The following is a 21465-nucleotide window of genomic DNA, read 5'->3' on the forward strand; positions in this document are numbered from 1 at the left end:
TCTACGCTTTCTTAGTGCTACACAATTTTCTGTATTAAATTCCTCGAGTATTGGAGCTACTCGTTAGCGAGTTGAAGATTATTACGAGCACATACTAACTGGTTTCGGCCTTGCTCTTTTGCGGTATAAAGCAGCTCGTCAGCGGCTTTGATTTGTTCATCTAAGCTACCAACCAAGTCAGTGACGCCGATACTCATAGTGACTTTGATAAGCTGTGAATCATGCACGACGTCTTGGTTTTGTATCGCCACTCGCATCGACTCTAAGGTTTCGACAAAGTCCTCAAATGGACCGCATGATTGAATACAAAACTCTTCACCACCGAAACGAACCGCAACATCATCTTTAAAGTGGTCTTTGATGATCTTGCCGACTTCCACCAGTACAGCATCACCACCATCGTGACCGTAGGTGTCGTTCACTTTCTTGAAGAAGTCGATATCCATCATGGCGATACTGCGCTGCTCACACCCCTTACACGTTTGATTGAACAGGTAACGACGGTTCCATAACCCGGTGAGGGCATCTTCATTGGCATGACGAAATAGTTCATTAGTGGCTTCTTTCATATCCAATAATTGGTGGATGCGGCAGAAAAACTCTTCTTGGTTGAAAGGTTTATATAGGAAGTCGTTAGCGCCAGCTTTGAGGAAGCGTGCTGTCATGGTGCGATCATCGCTACCAGACAGTCCAAGAATCGCGAGTTGATTACGGTCGTGATGAACTCGAATATCGCGGGTCATCGAAATGCCATCTTTATTCGGCATATCATGGTCGGTCACAACAAAAGTGATATCAGGATCGTTCTGAAGAAGCGTTAGCGCTTGCTCACCGTCTTCCGCTTGAACTGTTTGAATGTATTGATGTTCGAGAAGTTGGACGACATATCGGCGAACCACAGCAGAATCATCAACGACCAGCGCTTTATGGTGACGATTATTGGAGATTCGATTAACCAGAGGAAGCAAGTAGCTGACTGATGACATGCTGTCTTTGAGGATGTAATCAAGCACACCTTTGGCAAGCACTTGCTCTCGAAGTGTATTGTTGAACATGCCGGTTAGCACGATGATCTTTTGCTGGTAACCGAGTACCAGATCAATGATCTCGCCATCTTGGCCGTCAGGTAAACAGTAGTCGAGGACTGCACACAAGAAATCCGTTTCTTGCTCTAATATCGCTTTGGCTTCTTCTACAGATTCCGCCAGCGCAACTTCATAGCCATCGTTCTTAAATTGCTGGTAAAGATAGTTTCTGAATGCGCGACTATCCTCTACCACTAGTATTTTTTCACTCAAAAGCTATCCCTACTTATAGACTAAATACTCCTAACAATACTATCAGAATAGTGGGCGGCGAATGAAGTGAAACCTGTTGAGCTGGACTCCAGATCATTTTAAATCTGAGAATAATTGATTATACTGTTCATAGATACAGTTGTAAGGTTGAGTTATTTCCAAATGTGCAGTTCGGACCAAGAGAAAGTCAGAAAAATAATCCATGTCGATATGGATTGTTTTTACGCAGCTGTAGAAATGCGAGACAACCCGTCTTACCGAAATCGACCGCTCGCAGTGGGTGGGCATGAAAAACAGCGCGGCGTGTTGAGCACGTGCAACTACGAGGCGCGTAAGTTTGGTGTTCGCTCTGCTATGCCTACTGGTAAAGCGCTGCAACTTTGCCCTAATTTGTTGGTTGTGCCGGGAAGAATGTCAGTCTATGTCGAGATATCTAAGAAGATCCGCGAAATCTTTTCTCGATATACCTCAGTGATTGAGCCGCTTTCTTTGGATGAAGCGTTTCTTGATGTGACTGATTCAAAGCAATGTCATGGTTCGGCGACTCTCATTGCGGAATCGATTCGTCGTGATATCTGGAATGAACTCAATCTAACAGCGTCTGCCGGTATTGCTCCGATAAAGTTCTTGGCGAAAGTCGCCTCGGATATGAATAAGCCCAATGGTCAATTTGTTATTCCTCCTCAAGACGTGCAAGCGGTGATCGATGAATTACCCCTCGAAAAGATCCCGGGCGTTGGCAAGGTGAGTATTGAAAAGCTGCATCAAGCGGGCTTCTTTACCTGTAAAGATATTAAAGAATCTGACTATCGCGACCTGCTGCTCAAGTTTGGCCGCCAAGGTGCGTCACTTTGGAAGCGCAGCCACGGCATTGATGACCGAGAAGTGATCATTGAGCGTGAAAGAAAGTCGGTAGGCGTAGAGCGAACCTTCACTCAAAACATATCGACCTATGCTGAGTGTTGGCAGGTGATAGAAGACAAGCTCTTTCCTGAGCTCGAAACTCGCTTAGAAAAGGCTAGCCCAAGTAAAGCGATCATAAAGCAGGGGATAAAACTCAAGTTCGCTGACTTTCAGCAAACCACTATTGAACACATACATGCTTCACTCGATCGCGAACATTTCAAAGAGCTCTTGAGTGAAATACTGAAAAGGCAACAAGGACGAGAAATTCGCCTGCTTGGCCTAAGTGTGATGCTACAACCTAAAGATCAGATGCGTCAGTTGAGCTTCTTTTAAAGACAATGAGTTAGATGAATACCGACTAAGCCTCAAAGCCTAGTCGGTTTTTTATAGCTCAAAATTACCTAGGAAGCTGTTTTACTCGCGCTAAGGTATCACTGAATGGTTGTTGCTCTAACTTACCGTAGCCGACCATTTTGCTGGCTTTAAGCTTGGTTGAAAGTGGGGTGGCGATTCCACATAGAAAACGAGTAATCGCTTCGTCGGTAATCAATTGTTGGCTTGCTGAAATGAACTCATGGATCCATGTCATTACCGTTTCATCATCAATAGGATCAACATCAACGGTTGGCAAGGTTGCAACTTGACCGCGACATACAGAACAGTGACCACACTTGGTTGGCGCTTTATCATCGGCAAAGTAACTTGCAAGGCGTGAGCTTAGACAGGTATCGGCTTCAAAGAAGCTCAGCATCTGATTAAGACGATTGATTTCACTGTTCTCTTTTGCCTTAAACAACTTAGTTAATCGTTCAGATAATTGCATCATATCTTCAGAGGTATTGTGAATCGCGTAGACATCCGTGATCTGTTTGCTTTCTAGCTCGATCCAACCCTGTTCATTGAAGTAATCAATAGCGGCAATCACACGCTGGCGATCTGCTTGGAAGTGAGTCCATAGCGCCTCGAAGTCGACTTGGCACCAGACTCTTGCTTGTGGTGAACATTGGAAAATCGCTTCTACGAAATTACGACGTTCGCCTTGGAACTGTTCGCAGATCTGCTGCTTAGGGCGAATGAACTTAAATTTGTAATCCGCGAAGTAGCTGTACTTTGGCTCAATCACTCCTTCAATTTCGAGGTAAACCAGCAGTGTTTTAAGCGGCAGCTGACGAATGTTGGATTCACGCGATAGCTGATTAAGCATGATCTCCCATTGATTCGAACCTGAAGCATTAGTGCTTTGGTTTTCGTAGATCTCTTTTAATACAGCCTGGATTGATATGTTGTCTGGCGTATCGCCAAATACAAAGTTCTCTAGTGTGCTCAAGCCGTGTTTGTTCGCGAGCAAGATACACTCAGAAGCTTGTCCGTCTCGTCCTGCTCTACCTATCTCTTGCGAGTAGTTCTCTATCGATTTGGGTAAGTCAAAGTGAATTACTCGGCGAATATTCGACTTGTCCACACCCATACCAAATGCAATGGTTGCGACGATACAGTTGACGTCATCACTCATGAATTGATGTTGGATGGCATCTCTGTTTTCTGGCTTAAGGCCGGCATGATAAGCCACGGCATTTACGCCAGCATTACGAAGTTGTTGAGCGACCATTTCTGCTGTTTGTTGAAGAGTGACATACACAATAGTCGGAGCGAGAGAAGCTTGGTTAACAACATTACACAAGGTTTCTAGTTTGCTGGCTTGTTCGCAAGGTTGAATTGAAAGGTCTAGGTTCTGACGATAGAAGCCAGTAACCACAACGCGTTCTTCATCGATATCAAACTTAGACTTCATATCTTGGATAACAGAGGTTGTCGCGGTTGCCGTGAGCAATAGCACTTGAGGAATATTCAGTTGTTTTTGGTATTGAGGAAGTTTTAGGTAGTCTGGTCTGAAGTTGTGACCCCATTCCGAGATGCAGTGCGCCTCATCGACCACAAGTAACGAGATAGGTACTTGGGAGATAAACTGACGAAAGCGTTCGTTCTTCAGGCGCTCAACCGAGATCATTAGGATTTTTGTGTCACCGTTGCGTACGGACTGCATAACCTGTTGTGTGGTTTGTCTGTCTTGGCTTGATTCGATGGCAGCCGCGCTGATGCCTTTACTGTGTAAGAAGCTGAGCTGGTCTTTCATCAAGGCTAACAGCGGCGATATCACCAAGGTTAAATGAGGAAGCTCTAACGCGGGCAATTGGTAGCAAAGTGACTTGCCTGATCCCGTCGGGAATATCGCGGCTGTCGAATGACCAGATAGAACATTATCAATGACTTGCTTTTGCCCGTTTCGCAGTGAATCGAATCCGAATACTTGTTTTAGCTTCTGCTCAATCATTTATGTTCTACCTGATTTAATAAGTGTCGTATTGATGCTAAAGCGGGCGTCTATTCATGATAGCGTCGCTTGTTGAATCAAATGTCTTGCACCTGATTGTACCTAATTCTATTCTGTAGCTCCTATAGAAAAGCACCCCAATAGTATGAATAAGTCTGAGCTTCGACAAATAATCATTGAGCAACTCGAAACCCGATTACGTATCGCACAGTCCGCTACTCAGCGTGCCATTGACGCCGCAACCGATGAAGAGACAGTGCCAGAGCACAAGTACGACACCTTAGCTCTAGAAGCCTCGTATCTTGCCCATGGACAGGCGGTGAGAGTGCAAGAGTGTGAAGATGATATTCAGTGCTATCGAAACCTTGTATTGCGAGACAGTGAAAAAATTACGGTGAGCAGTTATGTGGTTGTGATTGACGAGCATGACCAATATAAACACTTTTTTATGGGGCCGAGAGTTGGTGGACTCTCTGTTATGTGGAATGATCATGAAGTTGCTATCGTGACCTCGAACGCGCCGTTTGGTCAGGCTCTAATGGGTAAAGAAGTTGGCGATGAGATTGAGTTTAAGGTTGCTGATAAACAGTTTTGCTACGAAGTTATATCTATCGACTAACTAACGGACTAATAGATATAAAACGTTTCTCTGACAAAGAAGCATAAACCCAAGGTATAGTAATTTGTCAGATTGATGAGAGGATGTTATGAAAAGCAATGTATTTATGAAAAATAATTTATTAATTGCATCACTAACAGCGGTTATTGCTGTTGTGAGTCTGCCAACGTTTGCAGCGCAGTGTCGAGTTGATTTGAAGAATGAATTACGAATCGATGACCAAAAAGTCGAAATCCATCAGTTGAATGGTGATACTGCGGTCTTCGATGAAAACAATGACCTCTATATCCATGGCGAGAAAGTTGAGCTCGATGCTGACCAACAAGCTGCGATAGAGAAGTATCGTGACAGCATGAGTGAGTATTTACCTCGCGCAAAGCAAATGGCTAACGAGAGTTTAGCATTAGCCAATGACGTTATTGATGATATTGCTGCTAGCCTAGATTCGCCTGAGTCGTTTGATAACGTAAAAGAGTCAATGAAGACGTATTTTGCTGAACTTGAGGCGCGTTACTACAAAGATGGCGAGCTAGTACTGCCAGCAGACAGTTTCGACTCGATGGCAAATAGCTGGTCTGAAGATTTCGAGAAGGCTAAAGAGATCTTTAACCAAGAGTTTATCTCGAGTGCTTTCAATGCGATGTCTGAAAAGATGAAGCAAGAGGGCGGGCTAAACCTGACTGAATTGGCTGATAGCATGGCGGATCTCAAGCTTAAAGTTGAAGAGCGAATGAAAGAACATGCTCAGCAAATGCAAGAAGAAGGCACCGAGTTCTGTGATTCGCTTGATGAGATGGCAGAACAAGAGCAAGAACTGCATGAAATCATTCCGAACCTGAAAGATTACCAAGTATTCACGATTTAATTCGAGTCTAGTGATGAATAGCAAGGGCACCAGTTGGTGCTCTTTTTGTTTGTATTGTTCACTCAATGATAAGTATCAATTTTGTGGTCGGACTCTGTTGATAATACTTTGGTGTCTATAGATGGAAAACTATCGAACTGGGTTGTTGTTAATTTTGTGGTTCTAAATAGCGTATTGATTGTAAAAATTAGAGAATTGTTCATTTATTGGTTGTGTCTATCATTGCTTTTGATTACTGTACTTCTCAACTAGTTCACTGATTTTTATGCGGGCAATATGGACCAACAATCTTCCTCTTCAAGAGAGCTATTTAGTTCTCGTTTGGGTTTTATTTTAGCAGCGGCTGGTGCAGCGGTTGGCTTGGGTAATATTTGGGGTTTCCCAACTCAAGTTGCAAGCAATGGCGGTGGTGCTTTTCTGCTTGTTTACCTAATCATGATCTTCGTGGTTGCTTTCCCTATGCTGGTGGTTGAGATGGCGATTGGTCGTCATGGTCAAGCGAACCCAGTCGATAGTATGCGTTCATTAACGGCTAACCCGCTAGGCAAGAAAGTCGGTGAATTTGTTGGTTGGATTGGCCTCAGTGTTCCAAGCGCAGTATTAGCATTTTATAGCATTGTCGGCGGTTGGTTGATCTGCTTCCTAATCGGCGCTGTTGCTGATCTTATTGGCCTAGAGGCGATTGCGGATTGGTTTAAAGGCTTCAGCGTTGAGCGTAATGTCTTTGGTACAGTTGCGTTCTACGTACTGACGATTTTGATTGTGCAGGGCGGTGTTAAGCAAGGTATCGAGAAGTGGTCGACGCGTTTAATGCCGGCACTGTTTGTGTTGTTCGGCCTATTGTTTGTCTACATCATGACGCAATCAGGCGCGATGGAAGGACTAAAACATTACCTAGTGCCAGACTTTGAGAAAGTGTGGGATAGAAAGCTGATTCTAGCTGCTATGGGACAAGGCTTCTTCTCGCTAACCATTGGTGGTTGTTCAATGCTGGTTTATGGCTCTTACTTAAGTAAGAAAGAGAACCTGCCAAAAATGGCGATGAACGTAACCTTGGTTGATACTGCTGTTGCCTTTATTGCGGGCTTAGTGGTTATGCCTGCGATGTTTGTTGCGATGCAAAAAGGCGTTCAAATCTACGCAGAAGATGGCTCGCTGTTAAGCTCTGACACGCTAGTGTTCACGGTTCTACCTTTAATGTTTGATAGCTTAGGTGTGCTTGGCCAGATCTTTGCGATTGTTTTCTTCTTACTGCTAACAATTGCTGCGCTGACATCTTCTATCTCAATGTTAGAAGGTCCAGTAGCGCTAGTGAGTGAGCGCTTCAATACTAGACGAACGCCAACAAGTTGGGTGATTGGTGGTGCTATTGCGCTATTTAGTGTGGTGATTGTTTACAATTTTGCTGCAATGTTTGGCATGGTGGCGATGATAGCCACTCAATACCTTCAACCGATTGCTGCATTGATGTTCTGTCTGTTTGGTGGCTGGGTGTGGAGTCGAGCTTCAAAAGTGAAAGAGCTTGAGCAAGGTTGCCCTGATTTTCAGCTTGGCTGGTTTGGTAAGGTTTGGCCGATGTATGTGAAGTTTGTGTGCCCAATCTTAGTCGCAACGGTAATCTGGGCTTCTTTCGGTTAATTGACCATAATTGTTCACTCGTCTTAATTTAACAAAGCCGCTCTCCTAGAGCGGCTTTGTTGTATAAGAACTATGGTGATTAACGTAACGGTCTGTCGATACTAAAAAGGCGCATACCCGAGGGGATGCGCCTTTAGAATAGAGTTAAGTAATTGCTTACTTAATTTCCATACCTTGAGCTTGTAGATCTGCGTGGTAAGAAGAACGTACAAACGGACCACAAGCAGCGTGTGTAAAGCCAAGTTCAAGAGCAATCTCTTTCAGCTCGTCGAACTCTGAAGGCGGCACGTAGCGCTCTACTGGTAAGTGGTGACGGCTTGGTGCTAGGTATTGACCTAGTGTCAGCATAGTTACACCGTGTTCGCGTAGGTCTTTCAGTACTTGAACGATCTCTTCTTTCGTCTCACCAAGACCCATCATTACACCAGACTTTGTTGGAATGTCTGGATGCTGCTCTTTGAACTTTTTCAGTAGATCAAGAGACCATTTGTAGTTCGCACCCGGGCGCGCTTTGCGGTATAGGCGTGGCGCTGTCTCTAGGTTGTGGTTGAAAACATCTGGCGGGTTGTCTTTCATTAGGTCAAGCGCAACGTCCATACGACCACGGAAGTCTGGAACCAGTGTTTCGATACGAATATTTGGGTTTAGTTCGCGAATCTCACGGTTACAGTCAGCAAAGTGCTGAGCACCGCCATCACGCAAGTCATCGCGGTCAACTGAAGTGATTACAACGTACTTCAGTTTCATGTCTTTAATTGTTTTAGCTAGCTTCTTCGGCTCTTCCGCTTCAGGAGCAACTGGACGACCATGGGCAACATCACAGAACGGGCAGCGACGTGTACAGATAGCGCCAAGAATCATAAACGTTGCCGTACCGTGGTTGAAACACTCGGCTAGGTTAGGGCAAGACGCTTCTTCACAAACTGAGTGCAGGTTGTTTTTGCGCATTGCTGATTTGATTTCTTGGATACGATGGCTGTCTGAAGGAAGTTTAATCTTCATCCATTCTGGCTTACGTAGCACTTCTTTCTGTTCAGCAGGCATATTCTTTACGGGAATTAATGCCATTTTGTCAGCGTCACGATATTTAACGCCTTTTTCCATTTGGATTGGTTTGCTCATGATTTTATGCTTCTGCTGTAATGTTACTGGTGGCTTGAATGTCTACTTGGTCATAGCCGAGTAGCTCTACGAGCTCTTGTATTAACTGTTGCTCAACGTTTTCTAGTTCACTTGGTCCGCCAAGTTGGCTGACCTGTGCCATTTCCATACCTTGATAACCACATGGGTTAATACGTAGAAACGGAGACAGGTCCATATCGACGTTCAGTGCTAGCCCGTGGAACGAGCAGCCACGTCGAATACGTAATCCGAGTGAACAGATTTTCTTGCCATCGACATAAACACCAGGAGCGTCAGGTCGGGCAGCTGAATCTATATTGTAAGCTTTCAGAGTATTGATTACGAGGTTCTCAATATGAGTAACCAAATCACGCACTCCGAATTTCTTGCGGCGGATGTTAATCAGAAAGTAAGCAACTAACTGACCTGGGCCGTGATAAGTCACTTGGCCACCGCGATCGCTTTGTATCACAGGGATATCACCGGCATTTAATACATGCTCAGCTTTGCCTGCTTGTCCTTGAGTGAAGACAGGGTTGTGTTCAACCAACCAAACTTGGTCTACGTCTTCTTCCGTGCGTTCGTCTGTGAACTTATGCATGGCTTTCCATACAGGTTCATAATCCTGACGGCCTAATTTTTTTACGATTAGCTTATTTTGCAAAGCGGCACTCCCTCAAGGATTAATAAAGTGAACGCATTATAAACGCGAAACATGATTCTAACTACAGACGGACTGCAAGGTTTTTCAACTTTCTTTGTATTTATTTAAAATTAAGTTGAATGAATTTGGTGTTGATACTGTGCTTTAAACAAAAACAGCGGCAATAAGCCGCTGTTTTTCATGCGTAATCGAAGATTACAGAACCATACGAACGATTTCGATCTCGCCCAGTTCTTTGTATAGGGTTTCTACCTGCTCAATTGACGTCGCAGTAATATTGATAGAAACAGAGTGGTAGTTGCCTTTCGCACTCGGTTTTAGCGTTGGGCTGTAGTCACCAGGAGCATGACGCTGGATCACTTCTAGCACTAGCTCAGTCAGTTCTGGCTTAGCGTGGCCCATTACTTTGTAAGTGAATGAACAAGGGAACTCTAAGAGGTCTTTTAGTTTTGCATCAGAATTGATGTTCATGATTAGCTCCAAAAGGCTAGACTTTCGCAAATTGGCGATAGTCGATAAAAAGCGTGTTCGGTCTGCAGACACGAGTAATAAGGCGGAATATTACGTGTAAATATCACCGAACTCAAGATCAACAAAAGCCGCACATGGCGGCTTTGGTTTCGTTAATGAGTAAATAATGAACTTACTCATTAGGTTAGCTTTCCAACAAGCTTAGGTTTTGTTTAGAACAAACCTTTTTACTTACTTAGAATAAGCCTTTGAACAGCAGTACTAGGTAATCCCACAGGCGGCTAAATAGGCTGCCTTGGTCTACGTCTTCAAGTGCTAGTAGCGGGTATTCAGCAACATCTTCACCATCAACTTGGTAGAATAGTTTACCAACTACATCGCCTTTGCTGATCGGAGCCTCTAGCTCTTTCTCAAGTACGAAACTTGCTTTTAGGTTCTTAGCTTGGCCACGAGGTAGAGTTACGAAAGTATCTTCGTCTACACCGAGCGCAACTGTGTCCTTGCTACCCATCCAGATTTTCTCTTCTACGAAGGTTTCACCAGCTGTGTGCGGTGCCACTGTTTCGAAGAAACGGAAACCGTAGCTAAGAAGCTTTTTGCTTTCTGTTTTACGAGCGTTCGCATTCTTAGTACCCATTACAACAGCGACTAGACGCATTTTGCCTTCTGTTGCTGAGCTTACTAGGCTGTAACCTGCGTTGCTTGTATGGCCAGTTTTGATGCCGTCAACGTTCATACTCTTATCCCATAACAGACCGTTACGGTTGTATTGGGTGATGCCGTTGTAAGTGAATTTTTTCTCTGAGTAGATACGGTACTCATCAGGAACGTCGCGAATTAGCGCCTGACCAAGTAGCGCCATATCGTAAGGCGTTGAGTATAGGTTCGGGTTGTCCAGACCGTGCACGTTCGCAAAGTGCGTGTCTTTCATGCCGATAGAGCTTGCCCAAGCGTTCATTAGGTCAACGAATGCGTCTTCAGAGCCAGCAATGTGTTCAGCCATTGCAACACAAGCATCGTTACCTGATTGAATGATGATTCCGCGGTTCAGCTCTTCAACCTTAACCGTTGTACCAACTTCAACGAACATCTTAGATGAATCTGGGAAGTTTTTAGCCCAAGCATTTTCACTGATTACAACATCGTCGTTTAGGTTGATGTTGCCACGATCAAGCTCTTGGCCGATCACGTAGCTCGTCATCATCTTGGTTAAACTTGCTGGAGAAAGTTGAGTATTCATCTCTTTCTCTGCTAGTACTTTGCCTGAATGGTAATCCATCAGAACAAAACCTTTAGCGGCTATTTGAGGTGCATCAGGAACAACAATAGGAGCGGCGAATGACGATGTAGCTATCGTTGCAGAAAGTGCAACAGAAGTAGCAAAAATCGATTTAACAAGTTTATTAGATTTAATCATTTTGAATGCAATTATTTGGTGAACTATTCATATATTAACAGAATCACTCTGTCACACCAGAGCGCTGATTACCAGAAGTAACTGTTAGATTAATTAGCGAGTTAGGGTGTGTTTTTTTATATAAGCTGACGGGTAACCCATTAGCTTAACTTGTTCTAATTTCTCTTGAGTCAGAGCATAGTCATGAAATGGCCCAAGCATCAGACGGTAGTTGTCATCATTTGGCTGCAAGAACGTTGCTACTTCTAGCTTTTCGCTTAGATCTTTGGCCAACTTCTCTGTTCTATCTTCATGCGGAGAGGTGGCAACTTGAATAATAAATTGCGGCAAAGCGGCCTTTTTCTTAGCGTCGGTTGGCATAGCTACAGTAATGACTTCTATCTCAACATTTGCAGTGCCAGTTCTCAATACATCGAGCTTGTAAGCAGCCGCATAACTAAGGTCAATGATTCGGCCTTCATGGAATGGGCCGCGGTCATTGATACGAACAATTGTGGTTTTGTCGTTGTCGGTATTGGTCACTTTTACATAGCTTGGGATCGGCAATGTTTTGTGCGCTGCAGACATCGAATACATGTCGTAAATCTCGCCATTTGAGGTTAAATGGCCATGAAATTTCTTACCGTACCAAGACGCTCTTCCTTTCTCGGTAAATCCTTCCGTCTCTTTGACGATTTTGTAGTCTTCACCGCGCAGTGTGTAGTTATTGTTACCACCTAAACTGTAGGGTTCATACTGAGGATGAGCATCCTCTAAATGCTCTACCGAGATAGGTGCGTCTGGCGCAATATCTGAATCAATATCGTAGCGACCCGTTGGTTTCTGTGAAGAACAACCATTGATTAAAACTGCTAGCCCAACAATAGAGAGGACTTTTTTAATTGGCAGCTCATCAACCAAGGATGCTTTTTTTGAAAACGTTGTAATAGACATCGATTAGGTCGCCTTTGAGAATGCTTTTCTGTGTGTGTGGATCGACATTAAAATACCAAAACCAGCCATAAGGGTAACCATTGAAGTACCGCCATAACTGACCAGAGGAAGAGGGACACCTACAACCGGTAGGATGCCGCTTACCATGCCAATGTTTACAAAAATATAGACGAAGAAGCTCAGTACAATACTGCCGCCCATCATTCGACCAAAGGCCGTTTGAGCTTGGCTAGCCAGTACTAAACCACGTCCAATAATGAACAGGTAGATAGCAAGCAAGAACAAAATACCGATCATGCCCCATTCTTCGGCAATAACCGCAAAAATGAAGTCGGTGTGACGCTCTGGGATGAACTCCAGTTGAGATTGAGTACCTTGCAGCCAGCCTTTTCCTGATATACCACCAGAACCTATCGCAATCTTACTCTGAATGATGTGGTAGCCCGCACCTAATGGATCTGATTCAGGATCAAAAAGGGTTCTTACACGTACTTTTTGATATTCACGCATCAAGAAGAACCACAGAATTGGTATGAACGCCCCAAGTGCTATCGCAGCACTAGCGATGATCTTCCAGCTAATACCCGCTAGGAATATCACAAAGATACCCGACGCAGCGATAAGGATAGAAGTACCTAAATCGGGTTGCTTCGCGATCAAAATCGTCGGTACAAACACCATTACTAGCGAGATCGCGAGCGTTTGGAAAGTTGGTGGTAGTGAGCGCTTACCGATAAAGCGTGCCAGCATCAAAGGTACCGCCAGCTTCAATAACTCAGAGGGCTGGAATCGAATAAAGCCGAAGTTCAACCAACGTTGCGCACCCTTAGAAGCCTCACCAAAGAACAACACGCCTAATAGCAAGATGACCCCGCCTGCAAACAGCAGCGGAGCTAAGGTTTCGTAGGTGCGCGGTGAGATTTGCGCTAAGAAAATCATCACACCTAAAGACAGGGCCATACGCATCGCTTGGCGATCCATCATCGCAAGGCTTTGTCCGCTTGCGCTGTACATGATCAATAAGGCAAAGCCCATTAAAACCAGAATGCCGAGCAATAATGGCAGGTCGATATGTAGCCTTTCGAATAAGGCTCTATTTCGTCCAGTTGAGGGATCAAGTTTCATTATTTAATTGGCTCACTTTGATAATCTTCTGCAAGGATAATATGGTCTAAAATCCTTCTTACTACTGGGCCGCCGTTAGAAGAACCGCCACCTGCATTCTCTAGAACGATAGTCACGACGGCTTCCGGGTCTTCAAAAGGCGCATAGCCAGTAAAGAGGGCGTGATCGCGTAAGTGCTCTGCGATTTCGTCCGCGTTGTACTCTTCATCTTCTTTAAGGCCGAATACCTGCGCAGTACCCGATTTACCCGCGGTTTGGTAAGACATCTTTTGGAATGAACGTCTTGCCGTGCCTTTTTTACCGTGGTTAGCCAGCCTCATACCTTCCTGAGCGATATCCCAATACTTCTTCTTAACCCCGGTTAGCGGTGGGTAAGTTTCAATGTCTGACATGATTTGTTCATCGAATGGACGACCGTTATCAATGGTTGAACGAAGTAAGTGAGGTGCTGTTACTTCACCTTCATTCACCAAAACTGATGTGGCTTTTGCAATCTGCATTGGTGTTGCAGTCCAGTACCCTTGACCAATGCCAACAGGGATGGTGTCACCTTGATACCAAGGCACACGGTGTCTGGCCATCTTCCAATCACGTGTTGGCATATTGGCTTTGCTTTCTTCGTAGATATCGATTCCAGTATAATCACCAAAGCCGAACATCATCATCCATTTGGATATGCGATCGATGCCGAGATCATAAGCAATTTGGTAAAAGAAGGTATCCACCGACTCTTCAATCGCTTTCTCTATATCCACAACACCGTGCCCCCAACGTAACCAGTCACGGAATGGTCTCGTTTTTGAGTTTGGTATCTTCCAATAGCCTGGGTCATTACGGGTTGTGTTCGGCGTAATGACACCTTCTTGCAGAGCAGCAACAGCCATGAATGGCTTGATCGTCGATGCTGGTGGATAAATACCTAGCGTGGCACGGTTAACCAAAGGGCGGTTTTTGTCTTGAAGTAGCGCGTTATAGCCTTTAGACGAGATACCATGCACGAATGCGTTTGGGTCGTAGCTTGGGCTCGATACCATGGCTAACACGCCATTGTCTTTCGGATCGAGAACGATAGCTGAACCACGACGGCCATCAAGTAACTTGTGTACGTATAGCTGTAGCTTGATATCTAAGTTGAGTACGATATCTTTGCCCGGAACCGAAGGTACAAATTTGAGGGTACGAATCACTCGTCCGCGGCTGTTTACTTCGACTTCTTGATAGCCTGCAGTACCGTGCAACATGTCTTCGTAATAACGTTCAATACCCAACTTACCGATATCACGAGTTGCTTGGTAATTGGCGTCTTTTTCTTCTCGCATCAAGCGCTGCATATCACGGTCATTGATGCGCGATACGTAGCCAATTACGTGAGTGAGTACATCGCCATACGGGTAGAAACGCTTCAAAGTTCCCGTAACCTCAACACCTGGGAATTTGTGTTGGTTTACAGAGAAGATAGCAACTTGTTCTTCAGACAGTTGATTAAGAATCGGTACCGATTTAAAGCGTCGTGAATTACGACGATCACGATTAAAGCGCTCGATACGTTCTGGTGGGATCTCGATTAATGCTTGCAGACGAGCAAGTGTGTCATCCATATCTTTGATTTTTTCGGGTATGATTTCTAGATTGAAAACAGGACGGTTTTCGGCAAGAAGTACACCGTTGCGATCGTAAATCAAACCACGGTTAGGGGCGATTGGAACGACCTTGATACGGTTGTCGTTAGAACGAGTTTTATAGTCTTGGTATTGATTGACCTGAATGTTGTACAGGTTAACAACCAACATCGACATCATGACTATGATCCCCGCAAACGCAACAAAAGCACGGCTAGTAAATAGTCGTGCTTCTGCTTTGTAATCACGGATTTGGCTACGTTTACGTAACATTAACGCTTATTCTCGATGATAAGGGTGGTTAGCAGTGATGCTCCAAGCTCGATACAAGCTTTCAGCCATGATAACGCGTACTAATGGGTGAGGGAGAGTAAGCGCAGACAGAGACCAACTTTGGTCTGCAGCCGCTTTACATGCAGGTGCTAATCCTTCAGGCCCGCCAATTAGGATAGATACGTCACGTCCATCCAACTTCCAACTTTCTAATTGCTCAGCAAGTTGAGGGGTATCCCACTTTCTACCTGGGATATCGAGCGTGACAATGCGGTTGCCTTTTGGAACTGCAGCCAACATCGCTTCGCCTTCTTTTTGAAGAATTCGTGCAATATCTGCATTTTTACCGCGCTTTCCAGCAGTAATTTCAATGAGCTCTAATGGCATATCGTGAGGGAAGCGGCGTTTGTATTCTTGAAAACCTTCTTCAACCCACTTTGGCATTTTTGTGCCAACTGCGATTAACTGGATCTTCAAAGCTTAGCCCCAAAGTTTTTCTAGTTGGTACAGCTCACGATGCTCTTCTTGCATAACGTGAAGCATGCTTGTGCCCATATCTAGAACAACCCATTCACCTTCTTGCTGACCGTCCATACCTAGAGGCTGCATACCCGCTTTACGCACTTCATCAGCAACATGCTGTGCAATAGAAGCAACATGGCGTTTAGAGGTACCAGTACAAACAATCATGTAATCAGTCACACTTGATTTGCCTTCTACATCGATAGTTACAATCGATTCTGCTTTCATGTCGTCGGCTTTGTCTGCAAGAAAGTCTTTTAGTTCTTCACGTAACACTGGGTGTTCCTTTAATCTGAATTTAGCTTTGTTTAGGGCTTGTTGACCCTAGAATATAACACGCTTTTATGCGTGGAATGGTATTGAAGCTGAAGGGATACAAAACTCTACGCTTAACTGATGAATTAGTGGCCATGGCGACTGCTCATATTGAGTTTTTGTCATCAATTCAGCTTGAGTGAGCAACGCGAACAAAGAGTGTAATCGAGAAATCGAAACTCTTGTTAGCGCGGCGTTATAAAGCGGCTTTTTAGATTGCCAGATGCGGTGTTTTTCGAAGACCTGGCCAATCGGCATCTGTTTCATTTGTTGTTGCATTTGTAATAACAGAGCAAGCTCACGTTGTATGCTACGCAGCAGAATAACAGGCTCGACACCCTCAGCCTCTAACTGTCTTAGGATTCTTTGAGCTCGATTGCCTTTACCTGCTAGCAACGCATCACTCCAATGGAACGGGGTAAAATGGTTGTGGCGACTCAGCGATTCTTCTAAGCGTACTAAAGTGAGCTTTCCATCCGGGTATTGTAGTGCCAGTTTCTCTAGACTTTGAGTCAATGCAAAAAGGTTACCTTCGTGCCATTGCGCCAGCATTTGAACGGCTTCAGGATCTGGAGATAAGCCAATTTGACGACAACGAGCCTGAACAAATTGAGGCAATCGGCCGACATCTGGAGTTAAACAGCTGACCCAATGCCCTTGATTAGAGAGCGCTTTAAACCATTTTGCACTCTCTTGAGCTTTAGTTAGCTTAGTACCAACTAAGATCAATAAGATATCGCTATGGATATGCTCGGATATCGCGAGTAGCTCTTTTGCTATCGCCGCATTGACACCCGACTCCGGAAGCTCAAGTTCGATGACCTGACGGTTAGAGAAGAGGCTGAGTGCTTGAGTGCAATCGTAAACTTCATTCCAATCGAGACTGTTATCGATCGCAAAGCGGTGACGTTCTTCGAAGCCTTGTTGCTTAGCCGCTTTCAGGATCGCTTCTCGGCTTTCTTGTAACAGCAGGGGTTCGTTACCAAAAATTAGGTAAACGTTGCTCAGCTGTTTAGACAGTTGTTCCGATAGACGGTCGGCAAAAATACGCATCAAATAAACCTATTATTCAGCAGATTCGCTGAGCTCTGGCTGTTCTTCTGAGCCTGGAGCAACCTCAACGTCTTCAACTTCAATATTTTTGATGTTGTACTGTTTTTCCAGCTCTTTAACCTGATTGTGTTCTAGTGCTTCCAGATCCATGCTGTCAGCGGCAATATTAGCTTTAAGGCGAGCCATTTGACGAAGGATTTGGCTTGTTGCCAGCTTACGCATTTCATCTTCGATCATATCGCGCTCAACCGATTTTGCGAGTGCAGTTAACGGGTTGTCTAAGTAGCTACGGGTTACGCTGGTTGAAAATGTTTTTGAGCCTAGCTCTGGGATCGTTACACGGTACGAAGCGTAGAAAGTGAGTTCAATTTCTGCCGCACGAGTATTTTGGTAAAGGGACAGAGTTCGCTCACCAACGCCTTCGCTAATGATATGTAGGTTAGGAATGTTCTCCGCAGGTGGAACAATTTCTACATCGTTCATGCGCAGCTGGCCTTTCATCATACGTGTAAACGTGCTGTATTGGTCGTAACTGGTCACAGAGATCTTGTTGAGTTCTTCTGGCACTGAGTAATCACCGCGTAGGTGGAAACCACAGGCACTCAATAGGCTAACGGTTAGAACAACAATAGTAACTTTCAATGAAGATAGTGAAATCAGGCGCATTATTTGATGGCTCTCATGAAGGTAGAATACTTATTTAAATACTTTAGCTTGCTGGCGTGAGGTTAGTCACTGAAAGTAAAGCGTTTAAATAAGTAGACAGGGCAATTTAATTACCCTGTCTAGAGACTGCTAAAAACGAAATAAGTTCGTTACAACAGTTATGTATGCAGACTAAAACCAGTTAGCCAGTTTTAGCCTGCAATTGATTAGTTAGCCAATGTTAGTTAACTATTATTAATTAGCAACGATGTTTAGAAGCTTACCAGGTACGAAGATAACCTTACGGATCGTTAGGCCATCTAGGAACTTTTTAGCGTTCTCATCGTTTAGACCAAGTTCACGAACTTGCTCTTCGGTCGCATCAGCAGCAACAGTCAGTTTCGCACGTAGCTTACCGTTGATCATTACAACGATAGTCTTCTCGTCTTCAACTAGCGCTTTCTCATCGAAAGTTGGCCATGTTGCTGAATCTACGTTTGATTCACCCAGTGCAATCCACATTTCGTAAGAGATGTGTGGCGTCATTGGGTAAAGCATGCGAACGACAGCTTTTAGTGCTTCATCAAGGATTGCACGATCTTGTACAGACTCTTGAGGTGCTTTCGCTAGTTTGTTCATCAGTTCCATGATTGCAGCGATTGCAGTGTTGAACGTTTGGCGACGGCCGATATCGTCCGTTACTTTCGCGATAGTCTTGTGGATATCACGACGAAGTGCTTTTTGGTCACCAGACAGAGCAGAAGCATCAACAGATTCAGCAGCGCCTTTAGAAGAGTGAGCGTGAACCAGTTTCCAAACACGCTTAAGGAAGCGGTTTGCGCCTTCAACGCCAGACTCTTGCCACTCAAGTGTCATGTCTGCAGGAGAAGCAAACATCATGAATAGACGTACTGTGTCAGCGCCGTACTTGTCTACCATCTCTTGTGGGTCGATACCGTTATTTTTCGACTTAGACATCTTGATCATGCCTGAGTGTTCAACTTCACGGCCTTGGTTGTCGACAGCTTTTTCGATACGGCCTTTACCGTCACGATCGATAGTCACGTCAGTAGGAGCTATCCACTCTTTCGTGCCTTTTTCATTCGTGTGGAAGAACGCGTCAGCTAGAACCATTCCTTGACATAGAAGTTGCTTGAACGGTTCGTCAGACGTTACGTAACCCGCGTCGCGTAGCAATTTATGGAAGAAACGAGAGTAAAGCAGGTGCATACACGCGTGTTCAATACCACCGATGTATTGGTCCACTGGTAGCCAGTAGTTTGCTTTCTCTGGATCTAGGATGTCGTCAGCTTGTGGTGAACAGTAACGAGCGTAGTACCAAGAAGACTCCATGAACGTATCGAATGTATCTGTCTCACGTAGAGCAGGTTCGCCGTTGAATGTTGTCTCAGCCCAAGACTTATCTGCCTTGATTGGGCTAGTTACGCCATCCATTACCACGTCTTCTGGAAGAATAACGGGTAGCTGGTCTGCTGGTACTGGGTGAACTTCACCGTCTTCAGTGGTTACCATTGGGATTGGCGCACCCCAGTAACGTTGACGAGATACACCCCAGTCACGTAGACGGAAGTTTACTGTTTTCTTACCTTTGCCTTCCGCTTCTAGCTTCGCAGCAATTGCATCGAATGCTTCTTGGAAAGCAAGACCATCGAATTCACCAGAATCGAACAATACACCTTTCTCTGTGTAAGCCGCTTCAGAAACGTCTAGCTCAGAACCGTCTTCAGGCTTGATTACTGGGATGATGTCGATGCCGTACTTAGTTGCGAATTCGTAGTCACGTTGATCGTGAGCAGGAACCGCCATTACCGCACCTGTGCCGTAATCCATAAGAACGAAGTTAGCAACAAAGACAGGAACAACACGACCGTTAAGAGGGTGGATAGCTGTTAAGCCAGTATCCATGCCTTTCTTTTCCATCGTCGCTAGTTCAGCTTCAGCAACTTTAGTGTTACGACACTCTTCAACGAACGCAGCAAGCTCTGGATTGTTCTTCGATGCTTTCTCTGCAAGTGGGTGACCTGCAGCGATACCAACGTAAGAAACACCCATTAGTGTGTCTGGACGAGTTGTGTAAACTTCCAGTGGCGCTTCTTCACCGTTAACAGCGAAAGATAGCTCAACACCTTCAGAGCGGCCGATCCAGTTGCGCTGCATGGTCTTAACCATTTCAGGCCAACCTTCAAGGTTGTCTAGATCGTCTAGTAGCTCTTGAGCGTACTCAGTGATCTTAATGAACCATTGTGGGATTTTCTTTTGTTCTACCGGAGTATCACAACGCCAGCAACAGCCATCTTCTACTTGCTCGTTTGCAAGTACAGTTTGGTCGTTCGGACACCAGTTAACAGAAGAAGTCTTCTTGTAAACTAGGCCCTTTTCGTAAAGCTTAGTGAAGAACTCTTGCTCCCAACGGTAGTACTCAGGCGTACACGTTGCGAATTCACGGTTCCAGTCGTAACCAAAGCCTAAAAGCTTAAGCTGGTTTTTCATGTACTCGATGTTTTCGTAAGTCCATGGTGCAGGCGCTGTGTTGTTCTTAACAGCTGCGTTTTCTGCTGGTAGGCCGAATGCATCCCAACCGATTGGTTGCATTACGTTTTTGCCTTGTAGACGTTGGAAACGAGATACCACATCACCGATGGTGTAGTTGCGCACGTGACCCATGTGCAGTCGGCCACTTGGGTACGGGAACATAGAAAGACAGTAGAATTTTTCTTTGTTTGGGTCTTCACTTACAACGAAAGTCTCGCTGTCATCCCAGTGTTGTTGAACCTTTTGTTCAATCTCTTGCGGGTTATATTGTTCTTGCATCGATGGTATCCGGTTATCTTGGAATTTGTGAGTTCGGTTAGAACAGAATCTTACAGATCGTCATAGAATACCTAAAGGAGCCTAGTACAACAATAGTTATACCCTTCATACTTGCAGTTGCTGCCTAGTAGATGGCGTAATTTTCACTGAATTTCGCAGGGCAACTATACTTAAGAGTATGAATTGCATTTGTTTGTGAGCGGGAGTGCATTGCGACACATCCGTTTGCACGCGTAAAAGTTGGTTATCTTAAGGAGGTTGTTATGCCGAAGAAAAAAGCACTCTATGAAGAAGTGGTTGAAGAGGTCATCGAAACGCTGAAGCATAGTCCTGAAGAGCTCAACAACAAAATCGAAACGTCAGGTAAGTTTGCGAAAGCCGCCAATGACATGACTAAAGATGAACTATCGCTGATTTCAGCCTATGTGAAATCGGACTTAAAAGAGTTTTCTGAAAGTTATGAAGAGAGTAAAAGCGGCCCGTTTTACTTGATGATTGCTGACTCTATTTGGCAGGGGCTTTTGGATATTACTGATCGTACCAAAGTGGAATGGGTTGAGCTGTTCCAAGATTTAGAGCATCAAGGCTTGTATCAAGCGGATGAGGTTATTGGTCTTGGTACACTAGTCTGTGATGAGTGTGGTCATCAAACCGAATATAATCACCCAACCACGATTATTCCGTGTATTAAATGTGGTTCGAAAGGATTTAGTCGCAAAGCGCTTAAGCCATAAAATACCGAGCGATAGCGTCACTAGTTCAAATCAGTGTCACTAATTCAAAATCGTAGCAATAAAAAAGGGTTGACCAAAATTG

19 protein-coding genes are annotated in these 21465 nt (G+C 44.7%); 5 read left to right on the top strand and 14 right to left on the bottom strand.

Features of this window, described 5'->3' with window-relative positions; translation table 11 throughout:
- Positions 1-56: 56 nt before the first annotated feature.
- Positions 57-1298 carry a diguanylate cyclase gene (locus FLM53_RS11510; RefSeq protein ID WP_176681877.1) on the bottom strand — a complete coding sequence of 414 codons (1242 nt, stop codon included), beginning with the start codon at positions 1296-1298 and terminating at the stop codon, positions 57-59.
- A 162-nt stretch (positions 1299-1460) separates the two neighbouring features.
- Between FLM53_RS11510 and dinB the strand changes: the two genes are divergently transcribed.
- A complete protein-coding gene (gene dinB / locus FLM53_RS11515) occupies positions 1461-2537 on the top strand; it encodes a DNA polymerase IV (RefSeq protein WP_176681876.1) in 1077 nt (358 codons plus the stop codon).
- Positions 2538-2601: 64 nt separating this feature from the next.
- On the opposite strand, the gene FLM53_RS11520 is transcribed toward dinB, so the two are convergent.
- Entirely contained in the window at positions 2602-4536 is a 1935-nt protein-coding gene (locus FLM53_RS11520) for an ATP-dependent DNA helicase RecQ (protein WP_176681875.1), read from the bottom strand.
- A gap of 145 nt (positions 4537-4681) precedes the next feature.
- On the opposite strand from FLM53_RS11520, the gene FLM53_RS11525 reads away from it, so the two are divergent.
- From FLM53_RS11525 to FLM53_RS11535, 3 genes are all read left to right on the top strand, one after another.
- Entirely contained in the window at positions 4682-5155 is a 474-nt protein-coding gene (locus tag FLM53_RS11525) for a GreA/GreB family elongation factor (protein ID WP_176681874.1), read from the top strand.
- A gap of 88 nt (positions 5156-5243) precedes the next feature.
- Complete coding sequence (locus FLM53_RS11530; protein WP_176681873.1) at positions 5244-6020, top strand: YggN family protein; 777 nt, start codon at positions 5244-5246, stop codon at positions 6018-6020.
- A 276-nt stretch (positions 6021-6296) separates the two neighbouring features.
- Positions 6297-7658 carry a sodium-dependent transporter gene (locus FLM53_RS11535; RefSeq protein WP_176681872.1) on the top strand — a complete coding sequence of 454 codons (1362 nt, stop codon included), beginning with the start codon at positions 6297-6299 and terminating at the stop codon, positions 7656-7658.
- Positions 7659-7814: 156 nt separating this feature from the next.
- Here the strand turns inward: FLM53_RS11535 and lipA are convergent, their stop codons facing one another.
- The 12 genes from lipA to leuS all read right to left on the bottom strand — a co-directional run bounded on the left by lipA (position 7815) and on the right by leuS (position 20649).
- Complete coding sequence (lipA, locus tag FLM53_RS11540) at positions 7815-8780, bottom strand: lipoyl synthase (protein WP_017059920.1); 966 nt, start codon at positions 8778-8780, stop codon at positions 7815-7817.
- Positions 8781-8784: 4 nt separating this feature from the next.
- On the bottom strand, positions 8785-9444 hold the full coding sequence (gene lipB / locus FLM53_RS11545; protein ID WP_004737632.1) for a lipoyl(octanoyl) transferase LipB: 660 nt from the start codon (positions 9442-9444) through the stop codon (positions 8785-8787).
- 195 nt (positions 9445-9639) lie between these two features.
- Positions 9640-9918, bottom strand: a complete 279-nt coding sequence (gene ybeD, locus FLM53_RS11550; protein WP_026084358.1) for a DUF493 family protein YbeD — start codon at positions 9916-9918, stop codon at positions 9640-9642.
- Between the two features lie 232 nt (positions 9919-10150).
- The gene (locus FLM53_RS11555) at positions 10151-11332 is read right to left on the bottom strand and encodes a serine hydrolase (RefSeq protein WP_017068508.1); all 1182 of its coding nucleotides are present in this window, start codon (positions 11330-11332) and stop codon (positions 10151-10153) included.
- 93 nt (positions 11333-11425) lie between these two features.
- Entirely contained in the window at positions 11426-12265 is an 840-nt protein-coding gene (locus tag FLM53_RS11560; RefSeq protein ID WP_176681871.1) for a septal ring lytic transglycosylase RlpA family protein, read from the bottom strand.
- Between the two features lie 3 nt (positions 12266-12268).
- The gene (gene rodA / locus FLM53_RS11565; RefSeq protein WP_017631913.1) at positions 12269-13390 is read right to left on the bottom strand and encodes a rod shape-determining protein RodA; all 1122 of its coding nucleotides are present in this window, start codon (positions 13388-13390) and stop codon (positions 12269-12271) included.
- Positions 13390-15282: a penicillin-binding protein 2 gene (gene mrdA / locus FLM53_RS11570; protein ID WP_176681870.1), complete on the bottom strand. Its 1893-nt coding sequence runs from the start codon at positions 15280-15282 to the stop codon at positions 13390-13392. The genes rodA and mrdA overlap by 1 nt, the downstream gene beginning before the upstream one ends.
- A gap of 6 nt (positions 15283-15288) precedes the next feature.
- Complete coding sequence (rlmH, locus tag FLM53_RS11575; protein WP_017068506.1) at positions 15289-15759, bottom strand: 23S rRNA (pseudouridine(1915)-N(3))-methyltransferase RlmH; 471 nt, start codon at positions 15757-15759, stop codon at positions 15289-15291.
- 3 nt (positions 15760-15762) lie between these two features.
- Complete coding sequence (gene rsfS / locus FLM53_RS11580; RefSeq protein WP_004735247.1) at positions 15763-16080, bottom strand: ribosome silencing factor; 318 nt, start codon at positions 16078-16080, stop codon at positions 15763-15765.
- A gap of 66 nt (positions 16081-16146) precedes the next feature.
- Positions 16147-17172 (bottom strand): DNA polymerase III subunit delta, encoded by a 1026-nt coding sequence (gene holA / locus FLM53_RS11585; protein ID WP_176681869.1) that lies wholly within the window; start codon positions 17170-17172, stop codon positions 16147-16149.
- Positions 17173-17184: 12 nt separating this feature from the next.
- The gene (gene lptE, locus FLM53_RS11590; protein WP_176681868.1) at positions 17185-17838 is read right to left on the bottom strand and encodes an LPS assembly lipoprotein LptE; all 654 of its coding nucleotides are present in this window, start codon (positions 17836-17838) and stop codon (positions 17185-17187) included.
- A 234-nt stretch (positions 17839-18072) separates the two neighbouring features.
- A complete protein-coding gene (leuS, locus tag FLM53_RS11595; RefSeq protein ID WP_176681867.1) occupies positions 18073-20649 on the bottom strand; it encodes a leucine--tRNA ligase in 2577 nt (858 codons plus the stop codon).
- 263 nt (positions 20650-20912) lie between these two features.
- On the opposite strand from leuS, the gene FLM53_RS11600 reads away from it, so the two are divergent.
- Positions 20913-21383 carry a zinc ribbon-containing protein gene (locus FLM53_RS11600; RefSeq protein ID WP_017631908.1) on the top strand — a complete coding sequence of 157 codons (471 nt, stop codon included), beginning with the start codon at positions 20913-20915 and terminating at the stop codon, positions 21381-21383.
- The last annotated feature ends 82 nt before the right edge of the window (positions 21384-21465 follow it).

This window comes from Vibrio sp. Scap24, from assembly GCF_013394185.1.
Taxonomy (GTDB): domain Bacteria; phylum Pseudomonadota; class Gammaproteobacteria; order Enterobacterales; family Vibrionaceae; genus Vibrio; species Vibrio pomeroyi.